General features: G+C 70.6%; 17 protein-coding genes. 15 read left to right on the top strand and 2 right to left on the bottom strand.

Features of this window, described 5'->3' with window-relative positions; genetic code table 11:
- From ACIP5M_RS28525 to ACIP5M_RS28465, 13 genes are all read left to right on the top strand, one after another.
- Positions 1–1,002 carry an aminoglycoside phosphotransferase family protein gene (locus tag ACIP5M_RS28525; RefSeq protein WP_401202032.1) on the top strand — a complete coding sequence of 334 codons (1,002 nt, stop codon included), beginning with the start codon at positions 1–3 and terminating at the stop codon, positions 1,000–1,002.
- 57 nt (positions 1,003–1,059) lie between these two features.
- Entirely contained in the window at positions 1,060–1,602 is a 543-nt protein-coding gene (locus ACIP5M_RS28520) for a hypothetical protein (RefSeq protein WP_401202030.1), read from the top strand.
- A 148-nt stretch (positions 1,603–1,750) separates the two neighbouring features.
- The gene (gene pdxS / locus ACIP5M_RS28515) at positions 1,751–2,668 is read left to right on the top strand and encodes a pyridoxal 5'-phosphate synthase lyase subunit PdxS (protein WP_215018835.1); all 918 of its coding nucleotides are present in this window, start codon (positions 1,751–1,753) and stop codon (positions 2,666–2,668) included.
- Between the two features lie 7 nt (positions 2,669–2,675).
- Complete coding sequence (gene pdxT, locus ACIP5M_RS28510; protein ID WP_401202028.1) at positions 2,676–3,269, top strand: pyridoxal 5'-phosphate synthase glutaminase subunit PdxT; 594 nt, start codon at positions 2,676–2,678, stop codon at positions 3,267–3,269.
- A 57-nt stretch (positions 3,270–3,326) separates the two neighbouring features.
- A complete protein-coding gene (locus ACIP5M_RS28505) occupies positions 3,327–4,079 on the top strand; it encodes a YebC/PmpR family DNA-binding transcriptional regulator (RefSeq protein WP_215018839.1) in 753 nt (250 codons plus the stop codon).
- A 117-nt stretch (positions 4,080–4,196) separates the two neighbouring features.
- Positions 4,197–4,727, top strand: coding sequence for a crossover junction endodeoxyribonuclease RuvC (gene ruvC, locus ACIP5M_RS28500; protein ID WP_401202025.1), 531 nt, complete (start codon positions 4,197–4,199; stop codon positions 4,725–4,727).
- Entirely contained in the window at positions 4,724–5,356 is a 633-nt protein-coding gene (gene ruvA, locus ACIP5M_RS28495; RefSeq protein ID WP_401202024.1) for a Holliday junction branch migration protein RuvA, read from the top strand. Before ruvC ends, ruvA begins: the two co-directional genes overlap by 4 nt.
- A gap of 248 nt (positions 5,357–5,604) precedes the next feature.
- Positions 5,605–6,678, top strand: a complete 1,074-nt coding sequence (gene ruvB / locus ACIP5M_RS28490; RefSeq protein WP_401202022.1) for a Holliday junction branch migration DNA helicase RuvB — start codon at positions 5,605–5,607, stop codon at positions 6,676–6,678.
- A 164-nt stretch (positions 6,679–6,842) separates the two neighbouring features.
- A complete protein-coding gene (gene yajC / locus ACIP5M_RS28485) occupies positions 6,843–7,328 on the top strand; it encodes a preprotein translocase subunit YajC (protein WP_401202020.1) in 486 nt (161 codons plus the stop codon).
- Positions 7,329–7,481: 153 nt separating this feature from the next.
- Entirely contained in the window at positions 7,482–9,266 is a 1,785-nt protein-coding gene (gene secD, locus ACIP5M_RS28480; RefSeq protein ID WP_401202018.1) for a protein translocase subunit SecD, read from the top strand.
- Between the two features lie 3 nt (positions 9,267–9,269).
- On the top strand, positions 9,270–10,331 hold the full coding sequence (gene secF, locus ACIP5M_RS28475; protein ID WP_401202016.1) for a protein translocase subunit SecF: 1,062 nt from the start codon (positions 9,270–9,272) through the stop codon (positions 10,329–10,331).
- Positions 10,328–10,882 (top strand): adenine phosphoribosyltransferase, encoded by a 555-nt coding sequence (locus tag ACIP5M_RS28470; RefSeq protein ID WP_401202015.1) that lies wholly within the window; start codon positions 10,328–10,330, stop codon positions 10,880–10,882. The genes secF and ACIP5M_RS28470 overlap by 4 nt, the downstream gene beginning before the upstream one ends.
- 241 nt (positions 10,883–11,123) lie before the next feature.
- Positions 11,124–13,547: a RelA/SpoT family protein gene (locus tag ACIP5M_RS28465; RefSeq protein ID WP_401202013.1), complete on the top strand. Its 2,424-nt coding sequence runs from the start codon at positions 11,124–11,126 to the stop codon at positions 13,545–13,547.
- An 86-nt stretch (positions 13,548–13,633) separates the two neighbouring features.
- On the opposite strand, the gene ACIP5M_RS28460 is transcribed toward ACIP5M_RS28465, so the two are convergent.
- Positions 13,634–14,863: a DUF349 domain-containing protein gene (locus ACIP5M_RS28460; RefSeq protein WP_401202012.1), complete on the bottom strand. Its 1,230-nt coding sequence runs from the start codon at positions 14,861–14,863 to the stop codon at positions 13,634–13,636.
- Positions 14,864–15,057: 194 nt separating this feature from the next.
- A complete protein-coding gene (locus tag ACIP5M_RS28455) occupies positions 15,058–15,840 on the bottom strand; it encodes a peptidylprolyl isomerase (RefSeq protein ID WP_401202010.1) in 783 nt (260 codons plus the stop codon).
- A 153-nt stretch (positions 15,841–15,993) separates the two neighbouring features.
- Here ACIP5M_RS28455 and ACIP5M_RS28450 point away from each other — a divergent pair, with 153 nt between their 5' ends.
- Both ACIP5M_RS28450 and hisS read left to right on the top strand, forming a co-directional pair.
- Complete coding sequence (locus ACIP5M_RS28450; RefSeq protein ID WP_401202008.1) at positions 15,994–16,704, top strand: MBL fold metallo-hydrolase; 711 nt, start codon at positions 15,994–15,996, stop codon at positions 16,702–16,704.
- 10 nt (positions 16,705–16,714) lie between these two features.
- The gene (gene hisS / locus ACIP5M_RS28445) at positions 16,715–17,977 is read left to right on the top strand and encodes a histidine--tRNA ligase (RefSeq protein WP_401202006.1); all 1,263 of its coding nucleotides are present in this window, start codon (positions 16,715–16,717) and stop codon (positions 17,975–17,977) included.
- Positions 17,978–17,988: the final 11 nt, after the last annotated feature.

The following is a 17,988-nucleotide window of genomic DNA, read 5'->3' as shown; positions in this document are numbered from 1 at the left end:
GTGGACGCCATCGCCCTGTACGAGGAGGCCGGTGCACGGGAAACCGTCCTGTCCGGGTTCTACAACCGCAATGTGCGGGTGGAGACCGGCTGCGGTCCGGTACTCGTCCGCATCCGGGGCAGCGGGTCGGAGCACATGGACCTGACGCTCTGGCCGGAGGCCGAACTGCTGGAGGCGATCGAGCGCCATGTGCCCTCCGCCCCGCGCCTCCTGCACGCGAGCCGGGACCCCGAATTCCAGATCCACGAATACATCCCCGGCCCACGGGTCGACGAAGTCGCCCCGGACGGCGAGCCGCTGCCGGACACGGTGCTGAAGGGCATCGAAGGGTTTTTCGGAACCCTCCTGCGGATCCCGGCTTCCGCGCTGCCGCCGATGGCGGGGGACTGGCCGGCCGACGGCGACACAGCCGGGTTCGCGGAGCTCCTCATGGGCCTCGTGCGCACGATCAGGCACCGTGGGGACGAGGCGACCGGCCGTCTGTACGAGGCCCTCGCTGTCCCCGAGGACCCCTGTGGCGCGCTCGGCGACCGGGCGCGCCGGCTCGCCGAACGCCCCTTCCGGTTACTGCACGCGGACATCCACCGCAAGAACATGATCCTGGCTGATGACGGACATGTGGCGTTCCTCGACTGGGAACTCGCCCTCTGGGGTGATCCCGTCTACGACCTCGCCGACCACCTCCACAAGATGTCCTACACGCCCGCCCAGCGGCAGGCCGTGACGGAGGGGTGGGATCGGTCGGCGCCGGACGAGTGCCGCACCGGCCGACGGGCCGGTCTGGACTTCTACCTCGCATTCGAGGCGGTGAAGTCCGCGGTGGTCGACACAGTGCGCTGGGGTCGGCGCATCGCAGGCGCCGACGACGCGGTCGAGCGGGAGAGGCTGTGCCTGGAACTGGCCGGCAAACTCGCCGCGGCCCGCCGGCACTGGGGTGCCGGGTCCCCACCGGTGCCCGGCCCCCGGGAGATCGAGGCGGCAGTACGGCGCTGCCTGAGGTGACTTCGTGACCGGGTCCGGCTCGGAGCGGGCGCGGCCCAAAGGGTAGTGTCGCCGCCCGTGATCGAAACCCTTGTCTGGATTGCCCTCGCGCTCGGTGTCATCGGGGTCTACCTCAGCTGGACCGCCGGGCGGTTGGACCGGCTGCACTCGCGGATGGACGCCGCTCGGGCCGCGCTCGACGCGCAGTTGGTGCGGCGGGCCTCCGTGGTGGTGGAGGTGGCCACTTCCGGGGTGCTCGACCCGGCGTCGTCGCTCGTGCTGTACGAGGCCGCTCACGCCGCCCGGCAGGCCGAGGAGGAGCAGCGCGAGGTCGCGGAGAGCGAGCTGAGCCAGGCCCTGCGGGCGGTGTTCGCCGATGCCGACCAGGTCGAGGTGCTCAAGGCCGCTCCGGGCGGGGCGCAGGCCACGGAGGAGCTGGCGGCGGCGGTGCGGCGGGTGCCGATGGCGCGCCGGTTCCACAATGACGCCGTACGGGCCGCGCGGGCCCTGCGCAGGCACCGCAAGGTCCGCTGGTTCCGGCTGGCGGGGCACGCGCCGTTCCCCCTGGCGTTCGAGATGGACGACGAGCCCCCCGCCGATCTCGCCGACCGGCCGGCCTAGGCCCGGTCGGGCTGTCTCTTCGTCTGCCTAGGGCCGCAGGGGACAAAATGAAAGGGCCACCGGCTCCACATTGGCCCTTGTAGTGGACTGGTCGGTGGGGTTTCCTCAGCCAGGTAGTACCCGTCTTCCTTTCGAGTGAGGTCAATCCGTGAGCACGCTTCCCACCTCCCCCCAGTCCGCTGAGTCGGCCATCGGCACCTCGCGCGTCAAGCGCGGCATGGCCGAGCAGCTCAAGGGCGGCGTGATCATGGACGTGGTCAACGCCGAGCAGGCGAAGATCGCCGAGGACGCCGGCGCCGTCGCCGTCATGGCCCTCGAGCGGGTCCCGGCCGACATCCGCAAGGACGGCGGCGTGGCGCGCATGTCGGACCCCAACATGATCGAAGAGATCATCGAGGCCGTGTCCATCCCCGTCATGGCCAAGTCCCGCATCGGCCACTTCGTCGAGGCCCAGGTGCTGCAGTCCCTCGGCGTCGACTACATCGACGAGTCCGAGGTCCTGACCCCGGCCGACGAGGTCAACCACTCCGACAAGTGGGCGTTCACCACCCCCTTCGTCTGTGGCGCCACCAACCTGGGCGAGGCCCTGCGCCGCATCGCCGAGGGCGCGGCCATGATCCGCTCCAAGGGCGAGGCCGGCACCGGCAACGTCGTCGAGGCCGTCCGCCACCTGCGCCAGATCAAGAACGAGATCGCCAAGCTGCGCGGCTTCGACAACAACGAGCTGTACGCCGCCGCCAAGGAGCTGCGCGCCCCGTACGAGCTCGTCAAGGAAGTTGCCGAGCTCGGCAAGCTCCCGGTCGTGCTGTTCTCCGCCGGTGGCGTCGCCACGCCGGCCGACGCCGCCCTGATGCGCCAGCTCGGCGCCGAGGGTGTCTTCGTCGGCTCCGGCATCTTCAAGTCGGGCGACCCGGCCAAGCGCGCCGCCGCCATCGTGAAGGCCACCACCTTCTACGACGACCCGAAGATCATCGCGGACGCCTCCCGCAACCTGGGCGAGGCCATGGTCGGCATCAACTGCGACACCCTCCCCGAGGCCGAGCGCTACGCCAACCGCGGCTGGTAGTCGAGCCATGACCAACACCCCCGTGATCGGTGTCCTGGCTCTCCAGGGCGATGTACGGGAGCACCTGATCGCCCTGGCCGCGGCCGACGCCGTGGCCAGGCCGGTCCGGCGTCCCGAGGAGCTCGCCGAGGTCGACGCCCTGGTGATCCCCGGTGGCGAGTCCACGACCATGTCGAAGCTCGCCGTGCTGTTCGGCATGCTGGAGCCGCTGCGCGAGCGCGTGGCCGCGGGCATGCCCGTCTACGGCACCTGCGCCGGCATGATCATGCTGGCCGACAAGCTGCTGGACGGCCGTGAGGACCAGGAGACCCTGGGCGGCATCGACATGATCGTGCGCCGTAACGCCTTCGGTCGTCAGAACGAATCCTTCGAGGCGAAGATCGACTTCGCGGGCATCGCGGACGGCCCGGTCGAGGGCGTCTTCATCCGCGCCCCGTGGGTCGAGTCGGTCGGCGCCTCCGCAGAGGTGCTCGCCACGTACGACGGACACACCGTCGCGGTGCGCCAGGGCAACGTCCTCGCAACCTCGTTCCACCCCGAGCTCACCGGCGACGATCGCGTCCACGCGTACTTCGTCGACATGGTGCGCGCCGGGCTGTAATCCGGTCCCGGTAGGATCGGAGACGAACACTGTTGGTTACGCGAAGGAGACAGGCGGATGTCCGGCCACTCTAAATGGGCTACGACGAAGCACAAGAAGGCCGTGATCGATGCCAAGCGCGGCAAGCTCTTCGCGAAGCTGATCAAGAACATCGAGGTCGCGGCCCGTATGGGCGGCGCTGACATCGACGGCAACCCGACGCTCTTCGACGCCGTCCAGAAGGCCAAGAAGAGCTCGGTCCCGAACAAGAACATCGACTCCGCGGTCAAGCGCGGCGGCGGCCTCGAGGCCGGCGGCGCCGACTACGAGACGATCATGTACGAGGGCTACGGTCCCAACGGTGTCGCGGTGCTCATCGAGTGCCTCACCGACAACCGCAACCGCGCCGCCTCCGACGTCCGCGTCGCCATGACCCGCAACGGCGGCTCGATGGCCGACCCGGGCTCGGTCTCGTACCTGTTCAACCGCAAGGGCGTCATCATCCTGCCCAAGGGCGAGCTGTCCGAGGACGACGTGCTCGGCGCGGTGCTCGAGGCCGGCGCCGAAGAGGTCAACGACAACGGCGACACGTTCGAGATCATCAGCGAGGCCACCGACCTGGTCGCGGTCCGTACCGCCCTCCAGGACGCCGGCATCGACTACGACTCGGCCGACGCCAGCTTCGTTCCCTCGATGCAGGTCGAGCTGGACGAAGAGGGTGCGCGCAAGATCTTCAAGCTGATCGACGCGCTGGAGGACAGCGACGACGTGCAGAACGTCTTCGCCAACTTCGACGTCTCGGACGAGGTCATGGAGAAGGTCGACGCCTGAGACTGACGGGCTGTGTGCGGCGGGCCGACGGGAAACACCCCGTCGGCCCGCCGCTTTGTCAGTGGCGCCGGATAACCTGCACGAACACCGGCAGACGATCGAAGGCAGGGGGACGGCGTGCGAGTTCTCGGTGTGGACCCGGGGCTGACGCGGTGTGGTGTCGGCGTCGTCGAGGGTGTCGCCGGCCGTCCCCTGGCCATGCTCGGGGTGGGGGTCGTACGGACGCCCGCGGATGCGGAGTTGGGCCACCGGCTCGTCGCCATCGAGCGGGGCATCGAGGAATGGCTCGATGAGCACCGGCCCGAAGTCGTCGCCGTGGAGCGGGTGTTCAGCCAGCACAACGTCCGCACCGTGATGGGCACCGCCCAGGCCAGCGCCGTCGCCATGCTGTGTGCCGCACGCCGCGGCATACCGGTCGCGCTGCACACCCCGAGCGAGGTCAAGGCTGCCGTCACCGGCAGCGGCCGGGCCGACAAGGCCCAGGTCGGAGCCATGGTGACCCGGCTGCTCCGGCTGGACGCGCCCCCGAAGCCGGCCGACGCCGCCGACGCCCTCGCCCTCGCCATCTGCCACATCTGGCGGGCCCCCGCCCACAGCCGCCTCCAGCAGGCGGTCGCCCTGCACGCCTCGAAAGGCCGTACCCGATGATCGCCTTCGTCAGCGGCCCCGTCGCCGCGCTCGCCCCCACCCTGGCCGTCATCGAGGTCGGGGGAGTGGGCATGGCCGTGCAGTGCACGCCGAACACCATCGCCGGCCTGCGGGTGGGCGAGCCCGCCAGGCTGGCGACGTCGCTGGTCGTACGGGAGGACTCGCTCACGCTGTACGGCTTCGCCGACGACGACGAACGGCAGGTCTTCGAACTGCTCCAGACCGCGAGCGGCGTCGGACCGCGGCTGGCGCAGGCGATGCTCGGGGTCCACAGCCCGGACGCTCTGCGGCTGGCCGTGTCCACGGGCGACGAGAAGGCGCTGACGGCGGTCCCGGGGATCGGCAAGAAGGGCGCGCAGAAGCTGCTGCTGGAGCTGAAGGACAAGCTGGGCGCTCCGCTGGGAGCGAGCGGACTGGTCGGCGCCCAGCGGGCTGTGGCCGCCGGACCGGCCCCCTGGACCGAGCAGCTGTCCGCCGCCCTGATCGGCCTGGGCTACGCCTCCCGGGAGGCCGAGGAGGCGGTCTCCGCAGTGACCCCGCAGGCCGAGGCGGCCATCGCCGCCGGTGGCTCCGCCCCCGTCCCGCAGCTTCTCCGGGCCGCCCTCCAGTCCCTGAACCGTGCGCGCTGACCGTCGTGCCGCTGCGCGGGGCCGTCCCGTACCCGCCCTTTCACCGTTCCCCGGGGGCTCCGCCCCCGGACCCCCGCGCCTCGAACGCCGGCGAGGCTGAGATGTGCTGCGCACCTCCAGCCTCGCCGGGGCGGAGCCCCGGGAAACGGTGAAAGGGCGGGGCGGGGAGCAGCTCCGCGCAGCGGCCCACGTGCAGCCACCGCCACCCGCACCGACCACCACAGAGATGCAGAAGGCAGACTGACACCGTGAACTGGGACGACGAGAGCACCATCCCCGAGCCGGACCGGCTGGTCGCCGCCGCAGCCGACGGGGAGGACACCGCCGTCGAGGCGGCGCTGCGCCCCAAGGACCTCGGCGAGTTCGTCGGGCAGGAGAAGGTCCGCCAGCAGCTGGACCTCGTCCTGAAGGCGGCCCGCCAGCGCGGGGCCACCGCCGACCACGTCCTGCTCTCGGGCGCGCCCGGCCTCGGCAAGACGACGCTGTCGATGATCATCGCGGCCGAGATGGGCGCGCCCATCCGGATCACCTCCGGCCCCGCGATCCAGCACGCCGGCGACCTCGCCGCCATCCTCTCCTCCCTCCAGGAGGGCGAGGTGCTCTTCCTCGACGAGATCCACCGCATGTCCCGGCCCGCCGAGGAGATGCTGTACATGGCCATGGAGGATTTCCGCGTCGACGTGATCGTCGGCAAGGGGCCGGGCGCGACCGCCATCCCGCTGGAGCTGCCGCCCTTCACCCTCGTCGGGGCGACGACACGGGCCGGGCTGCTGCCGCCCCCGCTCCGCGACCGGTTCGGGTTCACCGGGCACATGGAGTTCTACGCCCCCGAGGAGCTGGAGCGCGTCATCCACCGCTCCGCCCGCCTCCTCGACGTGGAGATCGACGCCGACGGCGCCGCCGAGATCGCCGGCCGCTCCCGCGGTACCCCGCGCATCGCCAACCGCCTCCTGCGCCGCGTCCGCGACTACGCCCAGGTCCGGGCCGACGGCGTGATCACCCGCGAGGTGGCCGGCACCGCCCTCCAGGTGTACGAGGTGGACGCGCGCGGGCTCGACCGGCTGGACCGGGCCGTGCTGGAGGCGCTCCTCAAGCTCTTCGGCGGCGGCCCCGTCGGGCTGTCCACGCTCGCCGTCGCCGTCGGCGAGGAGCGCGAGACCGTGGAGGAGGTCGCGGAGCCCTTCCTGGTCCGCGAGGGCCTGCTGGCCCGTACCCCAAGGGGGCGCGTCGCGACGCCCGCCGCATGGGCTCACCTGGGGCTCGTACCGCCCCGGCAGCACGGGACTGGATCAAGCGGACAACAGGGCTTGTTCGGGGCCTGACGGCGCGGAGGTTCGCGCCCCCAGGAACTGCGGTGCCATGCTGGGCGTTGTTCCATCGGTGCGGACTCGCCTAGACTCCGCCGATGCCGACCCTTCGGGTCGGTGTGCCCACCCCCGTAGAAAAAGGCCGTCTCCCGTGCGGTCGTGCGAAGGATCTCCGTCCCGTGAGTCTCATGACACTCCTCCCGTTCATCGTGCTCATCGGCGCGATGTTCCTGATGACCCGCTCCGCCAAGAAGAAGCAGCAGGCGGCCGCGCAGATGCGCGACCACATGACGCCCGGTACCGGGGTCCGCACCATCGGCGGCATGTACGCCACGGTGAAGGAGATCGGCGACGACACCGTCACCCTTGAGGTGGCCCCCGGCGTCCACGCGATCTACGCGAAGAACGCCATCGGCGCCGTCCTCGAGGACGCGGAGTACAACCGCATCGTCCACGGCATCGACGACGAGCCGCAGAGCGACACGCCGGTCGTCCCCGACGACGCGTCCTCCCTGACCGAGGCTCCGAAGACGGACCTCACGAAGGACGAGGCCGAGGCTCCCAAGCTCGACCTGGGCAAGAAGGACGAAACGCCCCAGGACGAGGCGCCCAAGGGCGACGAGCCCAAGGACGGCAAGGCCGACGGCGAGGCCGGCGCGAAGTAGCGCGCGGCCGGGGACCGGGAAGCGCCTGACCGGCGGCTTCCGCGGTCCCCGTCAGTGACACTTCTGCGGGGGGCAGGGGTCCCCACCACACATTTTCGTGGCCGTCCGCGCGCTGACCCGGCGCGGGGCGGTTGGACAGGGAGAAACGACAAGGTGGCAGCACCGAAGAAGGGCCGGCGGCCCACGGGGGCTCAGGGGAGGCCGGGGCGCGCCCTGGCGGTCATCCTGATCGCGATGGTGGCGCTCACCGCGGGGATGTTCCTCTCCAAGCAGACGACTCCCCGGCTGGGCATCGACCTCGCCGGCGGCACGAGCATCACGCTCAAGGCCAAGAGCGAGCCGGGCAAGCCCGACGCGGTCAACCCGACCAACATGAACACGGCGGTCGGCATCATCGAGCGCCGCGTCAACGGGCTCGGCGTGTCGGAGGCCGAGGTTCAGACGCAGGGCAAAGACCACATCATCGTGAACATCCCCAAGGGGACGAACGAGCAGCAGGCGCGCGAGCAGGTCGGCACCACCGCCCAGCTGTACTTCCGCCCGGTCCTCGCCTTCGCGGACGGCTCCCCGGCCGCCCCCGAGGGCACGCAGAGCCCGAGCCCCTCCGCGAGCGGCTCCGGCGCCCCCAAGGCCCAGGACGGCAAGACGCCGTCGGCAACCCCGTCGTCCAGCGCCACTTCCCAGGGCCGTGCGATCAGCGAGGCCCTCAAGGCCCCGACCGCGCCCACTCCCACGCCGTCGGCGAGCGAGTCGAAGAAGGCAGACGACAACAAGGCCGCCCCGTCCCCCTCGGCGTCGACGCCCCCGTCGGCCGACGAGGCCGCCGCGGCCGACCTGCAGGCGAAGTTCGCGGCGCTGAACTGCGCCGACGAGGCGCAGCGCGCCGCCGCCGGCAAGGGCGCCAAGCCCGAGGACCCGATGCTCGCCTGTGGCAAGCGCGGGACCGCCTGGGGCAAGTGGATCCTCGGCCCGGCCCAGGTCAGCGGCCAGGACGTGAAGGACGCCAAGGGAGTCATCGACCCCCAGCGCGGTGCGTGGATCGTCACCATGCAGTTCACCGACAAGGGCGCCGACAAGTTCGCCAAGATCACCGGTGAGCTGGCCACCAAGCAGATGCCGCAGAACCAGTTCGCGATCGTGCTCGACGGCGAGGTCATCTCCGACCCGTCCGTGAGCCAGGCGCTGACCGGCGGCAACGCCGAGATCTCCGGCGGCTTCACCCAGCAGTCCGCGCAGGACCTGGGCAACATGCTCTCGTACGGCGCCCTGCCGCTCTCCTTCAGCGAGGACAGCGTCACCACCGTCACGGCCGCCCTGGGCGGTGAGCAGCTGAAGGCCGGCCTGATCGCCGGTGCCATCGGCCTGCTGCTCGTGGTGATCTACCTGCTGGTGTACTACCGGGGCCTGGCGTTCGTCGCCATCGTCAGCCTCATGGTCTCCGCGATCCTCACCTACACGATCATGGCGCTGCTGGGGAAGGGCATCGGCTTCGCGCTGAACCTGCCCGCCGTCTGCGGTGCGATCGTGGCGATCGGCATCACGGCGGACTCGTTCATCGTGTACTTCGAGCGCATCCGCGACGAGATCCGCGAGGGCCGCACCCTGCGTCCGGCCGTCGAGCGTGCCTGGCCGCGGGCCCGGCGCACCATCCTGGTCTCCGACTTCGTGTCGTTCCTGGCGGCCGCGGTGCTGTTCATCGTCACCGTCGGCAAGGTGCAGGGCTTCGCCTTCACCCTCGGTCTCACGACCCTGCTCGACGTGGTCGTGGTGTTCCTCTTCACCAAGCCGATCATGACGCTGCTGGCGCGTACGGCCTTCTTCGCCAGTGGCCACCCGTGGTCCGGACTGGACCCGAAGCGGCTCGGCGCCAAGCCGCCGCTGCGCCGGTCCCGCCGCACCGGCTCCGCCCCCGTCCCCGTCGACGCAAAGGAGGCGTGAGAGATGTCGAAGCTGGGAGATCTCGGCGCCAAGCTGTACCGCGGTGAGGTCGGCTACGACTTCGTCGGCAAGCGCTTCGTCTGGTACGGCGTTTCCATCCTGATCACCATCACGGCGATCGTGGCCCTGGCCGTTCAGGGCCTCAACATGGGCATCGAGTTCAAGGGCGGTGCCGTCTTCACCACCCCGAAGACGGCCGTGTCCGTCGCCAGGGCGACCGAGGACGCGGAGAAGGCCTCGGGCCACGACGCGATCGTCCAGGAGCTCGGCACCGGCGGCCTGCGGATCCAGATCTCCGGTCTGGACACCGACTCCGCGGCCGACGTGAAGAAGCAGCTGGCCACGGACCTCAAGGTCACCGAGGCCGACATCAACGCGGACCTGGTCGGCCCCAGCTGGGGCGAGCAGATCGCGAACAAGGCCTGGACCGGCCTCGGCGTCTTCATGGTCCTCGTGGTGCTCTACCTCGCCATCGCGTTCGAGTGGCGGATGGCGGTCGCGGCACTGATCGCCCTGGTCCACGACCTCACGATCACCGTCGGCGTGTACGCGCTCGTCGGCTTCGAGGTCACCCCGGGTACGGTCATCGGTCTGCTGACGATCCTCGGTTACTCCCTCTACGACACCGTCGTCGTCTTCGACGGTCTGAAGGAGGGCTCGAAGGACATCACCAAGCAGACCCGCTGGACGTACAGCGAGATCGCCAACCGCAGCATCAACGGCACCCTGGTCCGCTCGATCAACACCACCGTCGTGGCGCTGCTGCCCGTCGGGGCCCTGCTGTTCATCGGCGGTGGCTTCCTGGGCGCCGGCATGCTGAACGACATCTCCCTGTCGCTGTTCGTCGGCCTCGCGGCCGGTGCGTACTCCTCGATCTTCATCGCGACCCCGCTGGTCGTGGACCTCAAGGAGCGCGAGCCGGCGATGAAGGCGCTGAAGAAGCGGGTGCTGGCCAAGCGGGCGGCCGCGGCGGCGAAGGGCGAGTCCCCGGAGGACGGCCGTGAGGCCGGCGCCGAGGGCGAGCCGCAGGTCGCGGCGCAGGCCCGGCCGGGGCGGCGCCGGTGAGCGAGCTCCTGTCCGAGGACGTACGGGCGCTGCTGCTCAGCCGTATCAAGGACGTGGCGGACTACCCGAAGCCGGGCGTGATGTTCAAGGACATCACCCCGCTGCTGGCGGACCCGAAGGCGTTCGCCGCGCTGACGCAGACGCTGGTGGAGCTGGCCGCGCAGTACGGCGCGACGAAGATCGTCGGGCTGGAGGCGCGGGGGTTCATCCTCGCGGCTCCGGTGGCCGTACAGGCCGGGGTCGGCTTCGTGCCGGTCCGCAAGGCCGGGAAGCTGCCGGGGGCGACGCTGGCGCAGTCCTACGAGCTGGAGTACGGGACCGCGGAGATCGAGGTCCACGCCGAGGACCTGTCGGCCGGTGACCGGGTCATGGTCATCGACGACGTGCTGGCCACCGGCGGCACCGCCGAAGCCTCGCTCTCGCTGATCCGGCGGGCCGGGGCCGAGGTCGCCGGGGTGGCGGTCCTGATGGAGCTGTCCTTCCTCCCCGGCCGGGCGAAGCTCGCCGGAGCGCTGGGCGAGGCTCCGCTGGACGCGTTGATCGTGGTCTGACCTTCTTTGCTGCCGAGCGGCGGGTATCCGGGAGTCCCGGGTGCCCGCCGCTTGCGTGTGCGGGGCCGCTGCCGGGGGCTCTGCCCCGGGGCAGGGGCGGAGCCCGGCAGCGGATCCGCACGGGGAAGGAGGCTCGGCGAACGAGGGAGCGGAAGGCTCGCTACCATGGGTTATCCGGACCGGACACGGGCACCGGATCCTCCCCCACACGTCGTCCGGGGGGACCCCCAGAGGAGCGCTCTTGCCAGACGAGGTCCAGCCACTCTCCGCCGCGCAGCCCGACCCGCAGGCCGAGCAGGCCGCGACGCCCGCCGGCACGCCCCCGCCCGCCCCGCCGGTCAAGCCCGTGCCGGCGAAATCGGCCGGGTCCTCCAACCGGGTGCGCGCCCGTCTCGCCCGTCTCGGCGTACAGCGCTCCAATCCGTACAACCCGGTACTGGAGCCCCTGCTGCGCATAGTCCGCAGCAACGACCCCAAGATCGAGACGGCGACGCTGCGCCAGCTGGAGCAGGCCTACCAGGTCGCCGAGCGCTGGCACCGCGGCCAGAAGCGCAAGAGCGGCGACCCGTACATCACCCACCCGCTCGCGGTGACCACCATCCTCGCCGAGCTCGGCATGGACCCCGCCACCCTGATGGCCGGTCTGCTGCACGACACCGTCGAGGACACCGAGTACGGGCTGGAAGACCTGCGCCGCGACTTCGGCGACGCGGTGGCCCTCCTCGTCGACGGCGTCACCAAGCTCGACCGCGTCAAGTTCGGCGAGGCAGCCCAGGCCGAGACCGTGCGCAAGATGGTCGTGGCCATGGCCAAGGACCCGCGCGTCCTGGTCATCAAGCTCGCCGACCGCCTGCACAACATGCGCACCATGCGCTACCTCAAGCGGGAGAAGCAGGAGAAGAAGGCTCGCGAGACCCTCGAGATCTACGCGCCTCTGGCCCACCGCCTGGGCATGAACACGATCAAGTGGGAGCTCGAAGACCTCGCCTTCGCGATCCTCTACCCGAAGATGTACGACGAGATCGTCCGCCTGGTCGCCGAGCGGGCGCCCAAGCGCGACGAGTACCTCGCCGTCGTCACCGACGAGGTGATGGTCGACCTCCGGGCCGCCCGGATCAAGGCCACCGTCACCGGCAGACCCAAGCACTACTACAGCGTCTACCAGAAGATGATCGTCCGCGGCCGTGACTTCGCGGAGATCTACGACCTGGTGGGCATCCGCGTCCTGGTCGACACCGTAAGGGACTGCTACGCCGCCCTCGGCACCGTGCACGCGCGATGGAACCCGGTCCCCGGCCGGTTCAAGGACTACATCGCGATGCCCAAGTTCAACATGTACCAGTCGCTCCACACGACGGTCATCGGACCCAGCGGCAAGCCCGTCGAGCTGCAGATCCGCACCTTCGACATGCACCGCCGCGCCGAGTACGGCATCGCGGCGCACTGGAAGTACAAGCAGCAGACCGTCGCCGGCACTTCGAAGGTCCGCACCGACGTGCCGCAGGCCGCCAAGGGCAGCGCTGGCCAGGACACCGTCAACGACATGGCCTGGCTGCGCCAGCTGCTGGACTGGCAGAAGGAGACCGAGGACCCGGGCGAGTTCCTCGACTCGCTGCGCTTCGACCTCTCCCGCAACGAGGTCTTCGTCTTCACGCCCAAGGGCGACGTCATAGCGCTGCCCGCCGGCGCCACCCCCGTCGACTTCGCGTACGCCGTCCACACCGAGGTCGGCCACCGGACCATAGGGGCCAGGGTCAACGGCCGCCTCGTCCCGCTGGAATCCACGCTCGACAACGGTGACCTGGTCGAGGTCTTCACCTCCAAGGCCGAGGGCGCCGGCCCCTCCCGCGACTGGCTCGGCTTCGTCAAGTCCCCGCGGGCCCGCAACAAGATCCGCGCCTGGTTCTCCAAGGAGCGCCGCGACGAGGCCATCGAGCACGGCAAGGACGCCATCGCGCGGGCCATGCGCAAGCAGAACCTGCCGATCCAGCGCATCCTCACCGGCGACTCGCTCGTCACGCTCGCGCACGAGATGCGCTACCCCGACATCTCCTCCCTGTACGCGGCGATCGGCGAGGGCCACGTGGCCGCGCAGGGCGTCGTACAGAAGCTGGTGCAGGCCCTCGGCGGCGAGGACGCGGCCAACGAGGACATCGAGGAGAGCATTCCGCCGGCCCGCGCCCGCAGCAAGCGGCGCGCCAACGCCGACCCGGGCGTGGTCGTCAAGGGCGTCGACGACGTGTGGGTCAAGCTGGCCCGCTGCTGCACGCCGGTACCGGGCGACCCGATCATCGGATTCGTCACGCGGGGCAGCGGCGTATCGGTTCACCGCGCGGACTGCGTCAACGTGGACTCCCTGTCCCAGCAGCCCGAACGGATACTGGAGGTCGAGTGGGCCCCCACCCAGTCCTCGGTGTTCCTCGTCGCCATCCAGGTCGAGGCCCTGGACCGGTCCCGGCTGCTGTCGGACGTGACCCGGGTCCTGTCGGACCAGCACGTCAACATCCTCTCGGCGGCCGTGCAGACGTCCCGCGACAGGGTGGCCACCTCCCGCTTCACCTTCGAAATGGGCGACCCCAAGCACCTGGGGCACGTCCTGAAGGCCGTGCGCGGCGTGGAGGGCGTCTACGACGTCTACCGCGTCACCTCGGCCCGCAGGCCGTAGCCGCAGCCACCAGCCGCAGACGCGGGAGGGCCCCGGTACGGAAATCCGTACCGGGGCCCTCCCGCGTACCGGGGAGCCGGGCGGTTTCAGCCGCCGAACTCCTCCAGGCCCTTCAGCGCCTGGTCCAGCAGGGCCTGGCGGCCCTCCAGCTCACGCGCCAGCTTGTCGGCCTTCGCGTTGTTGCCCGCCGCGCGCGCCGCGTCGATCTGCTCGCGCAGCTTGTCGACCGCCGCCTGGAGCTGGCCCGTCAGACCGGCCGCACGGGCCCGCGCCTCCGGGTTCGTACGGCGCCACTCGCCCTCCTCGGCCTCCTGGATCGCCCGCTCCACCGCGTGCATCCGGCCCTCGACCTTCGGCCGGGCGTCCCGCGGCACGTGACCGATGGCCTCCCACCGTTCGTTGATGGAGCGGAACGCGGCACGGGCCGCCTTCAGGTCCGTGATCGGGACGAGCTTCTCGGCCTCCTCGGCCAGGTCCTCCTTCAGCTTCAGGTTCTCCACCTGCTCGGCGTCGCGCTCCGCGAAGACCTCGCTGCGGGCCGCGAAGAACACGTCCTGCGCACCGCGGAAACGGTTCCACAGGTCGTCCTCTGCCTCGCGCTGCGCCCGCCCCGCCGCCTTCCAGTCCGCCATCAGCTCGCGGTAGCGGGCGGCCGTCGGACCCCAGTCGGTCGACTTCGACAGCGACTCGGCCTCCGCGACCAGCTTCTCCTTCACCTTGCGGGCGTCCTCGCGCTGCGCGTCCAGCGAGGCGAAGTGCGCCTTGCGGCGCTTGGAGAAGGCCGAGCGGGCGTGCGAGAAGCGGTGCCACAGCTCGTCGTCCGACTTGCGGTCCAGCCGCGGCAGACCCTTCCAGATGTCCACCAGCGCGCGCAGCCGCTCGCCGGCGCTGCGCCACTGGTCGCTCTGCGCCAGCTGCTCGGCCTCGGTGACCAGCGCGTCCTTGGCCGCACGGGCCTCGTCCGTCTGCTTGGCCTTCTGGACCTTGCGCTCCTCGCGCCGCGACTCCACGGTCTGGACCAGCTTGTCCAGCCGTACGCGCAGGGCGTCGAGGTCGCCCACGGCATGGTGCTCGTCCACCTGCGTGCGCAGGTGGTCGATGGCCGTCTGCGCGTCCTTGGCGGACAGATCAGTGGTCCGCACCCGCTTTTCGAGGAGTCCGATCTCGACCACCAGGCCCTCGTACTTGCGCTCGAAATAGGCCAGGGCCTCCTCAGGGGTGCCCGCCTGCCACGAGCCGACGACCTTCTCGCCATCGGCAGTACGCACGTACACGGTGCCCGTCTCGTCGACTCGGCCCCACGGGTCGCTGCTCACAGCGCCTCCTCCACCTGATGCCTTGCGAGGGGTTCACCCCCTGGGCATCGTCCACAGTTTCCTGGGGCGGGCAGCGCCCGCCCTGCACAACGCCAACATAGGCGACCGCCGGGCCGGCTGTCCGCATCCCGCACGACGGAATATCGGCGCACGGGCGCGTGTCCGGCCCGGCCCGGGGGCCGCCGCCCTTCCCGTCAGTTCTGCGTGACGGTGCCCTTCTCGATCTTGACCTCGGTCTTCGGGGCCCCGTCCTGGCCGCCGTCGGCCGTCCCGGCCTTGGCCACGTCCTCGAGGACCTTGAGGCCGGCCGCGTCGATCTTGCCGAACGGCGTGTACGAGGGCGCCAGCGGGCTGTCCTTGTAGACGAGGAAGAACTGGCTGCCGCCCGAGCCCGGCTGGCCGGTGTTGGCCATCGCCACCGTGCCCGCCGGGTAGACCACCTGCCCCTGCTCGTTCGCCTTGCCCAGCGAGTCCAGGTTCTCGTCCGGGATGGTGTAGCCCGGGCCGCCCATGCCGGTGCCCTGGGGGTCGCCGCACTGGAGGACGTAGATCCCGCCGGTCGTCAGGCGGTGGCACTTCGTGTTGTCGAAGTACCCCTTGTCGGCGAGCGACTTGAACGAGTTCACCGTCTGCGGGGTCTTCGCCGCGTCCATCGCGAAGCTGATGTCGCCCGCGCTGGTCTTCAGGGCGAAGGTGTACTTCGCCTTCTGGTCGATGGCCATCTCCGGCGACGGGGACTGCTTGGGCGTGGGCGAGGCCGACGGGTTCGCGGCCGGATCCGCCGCTTGGTCCTTCTTGTCCTTGTCGAAGACGCCGCCCACGATGAGGCCGACCAGCGTGGCGACGACCACGGCCACCGCCGCGCCGATCACCGCCATGCGCCGGCGGGCCTTGCGCCGGGCCTCCTCGCGGCGCTTCTGCTGCCGCTCGTACTTCTCCCTGGCGAGCTGTCGCCGTCGCTGATCGCTCGTGACCACCGGGTCGTCTCCTTGTGCGTCTCTGGTATCGCTGTCCGGGCTGGGATAGGCCGTACCGTATATGGGTTCGCTGTGTGATGAGCGGCGCCGGTAGGCTCTGAGCAGCAGCATTCCGATCTGCAGCCTCCCGCCGGACGACGATTGAGGACGAACGTGCTGATTGCCGGGTTCCCCGCAGGGGCTTGGGGTACCAACTGTTACGTGGTCGCCCCCGCCGCCGGCGAGGAGTGCGTCATCATCGACCCGGGCCACCAGGCCGCCCAGGGCGTCGAGGAGACGCTGAAGAAGCATCGGCTCAAGCCCGTCGCGGTCGTCCTGACCCACGGCCACCTCGATCATGTGGCCTCGGTGGTCCCGGTGTGCGGAGCACACGACGTACCGGCCTGGATCCACCCCGAGGACCGCTACATGATGAGCGACCCCGAGAAGGCGCTGGGCCGCTCCATCGGGATGCCGCTCATGGGCGAGCTCACCGTGGGCGAACCGGACGACGTCCGCGAGCTGACCGACGGCGCCGCGCTGAAGCTGGCCGGAATGGACTTCTCCGTGGCGCACGCGCCGGGGCATACCAAGGGGTCGGTGACCTTCAGGATGCCCGAGCTGGCCGACGTCCCGCCGGTCTTCTTCTCGGGCGACCTGCTCTTCGCCGGCTCCATCGGACGCACCGACCTGCCCGGCGGCTCCCACGCCGAGATCCTCGAATCGCTGGCCCGCGTGTGCCTGCCGCTCGACGACTCGACCGTGGTGCTGTCCGGCCACGGCCCCCAGACCACCATCGGCCGCGAGCGTGCGACCAACCCGTACCTGCGGGAAGTCGCCGCCGGCCTGGCAGACGGCACCGCCGCTCCACGACGAGGAATGTGACGAGAGTTTCGTGAGCACCTTCAAGGCCCCCAAGGGCACGTACGACCTGATCCCGCCGTACTCGGCCAAGTACCTGGCGGTCCGTGAGGCGATCTCCGGCCCGCTGCGCACGTCCGGTTACGGATACGTCGAGACGCCCGGTTTTGAGGACGTCGACCTCTTCGCCCGCGGCGTCGGCGAGTCCACCGACATCGTGACCAAGGAGATGTACACCCTCACGACCAAGGGCGGCGCGAACCTCGCGCTGCGCCCCGAGGGCACCGCCTCCGTGCTGCGCGCGGCGCTGGAGGCCAACCTCCACAAGGCCGGCGGCCTGCCGGTCAAGCTCTGGTACTCCGGCTCGTACTACCGCTACGAGCGCCCGCAGAAGGGCCGCTACCGCCACTTCTCGCAGGTCGGCGCCGAGGCCATCGGCGCCGAGGACCCGGCGCTGGACGCCGAGCTCATCATCCTCGCTGACCAGGCCTACCGGGCACTCGGGCTGCGCAACTTCCGGATCCTGCTGAACTCGCTGGGCGACAAGGAGTGCCGTCCCGTGTACCGGGAGGCGCTGCAGTCCTTCCTGCGCGGTCTGGACCTGGACGAGGAGACCGTCCGCCGGGCCGAGATCAACCCGCTGCGCGTCCTCGACGACAAGCGGGCCGACGTACAGAAGCAGCTGGTCGGCGCGCCCATGCTGCGCGACTACCTGTGCGACGCGTGCAAGGCGTACCACGAGGAGGTCCGCGAGCTGATCACGGCCGCCGGCGTGGCCTTCGAGGACGACGAGAAGCTGGTGCGCGGCCTGGACTACTACACCCGCACCACCTTCGAGTTCGTCCACGACGGTCTGGGCTCGCAGTCCGCGGTGGGCGGCGGCGGTCGCTACGACGGCCTGTCCGAGATGATCGGCGGACCGGCGCTGCCGTCGGTCGGCTGGGCGCTGGGCGTCGACCGTACGGTCCTGGCCCTCGAGGCCGAGGGCGTCGAGCTGGACATCCCCGCCACGACCGAGGTCTTCGCCGTGGCGATCGGCGCCGAGGCGCGGCGCCTGCTCTTCGGTGCGGTCACCGAGCTGCGCAAGGCCGGGGTCGCGGCGGACTTCTCGTACGGGGGCAAGGGCCTCAAGGGTGCGATGAAGGACGCCAACCGCTCGGGCGCGCGGTTCACGGTGGTCGCCGGTGAGCGCGACCTCGCCGAGGGCGTCGTACAGCTGAAGGACATGGAGTCCGGGGAGCAGACGGCCGTGCCCGTCGCGGACCTGGTCGCCGCCGTCCGGGACCGCCTGGCCTGAGGCTGCGGCAG

Source organism: Streptomyces sp. NPDC088762 (assembly GCF_044750905.1).
GTDB lineage: Bacteria > Actinomycetota > Actinomycetes > Streptomycetales > Streptomycetaceae > Streptomyces.
This window is presented reverse-complemented; position numbering and strand designations above follow the sequence as displayed.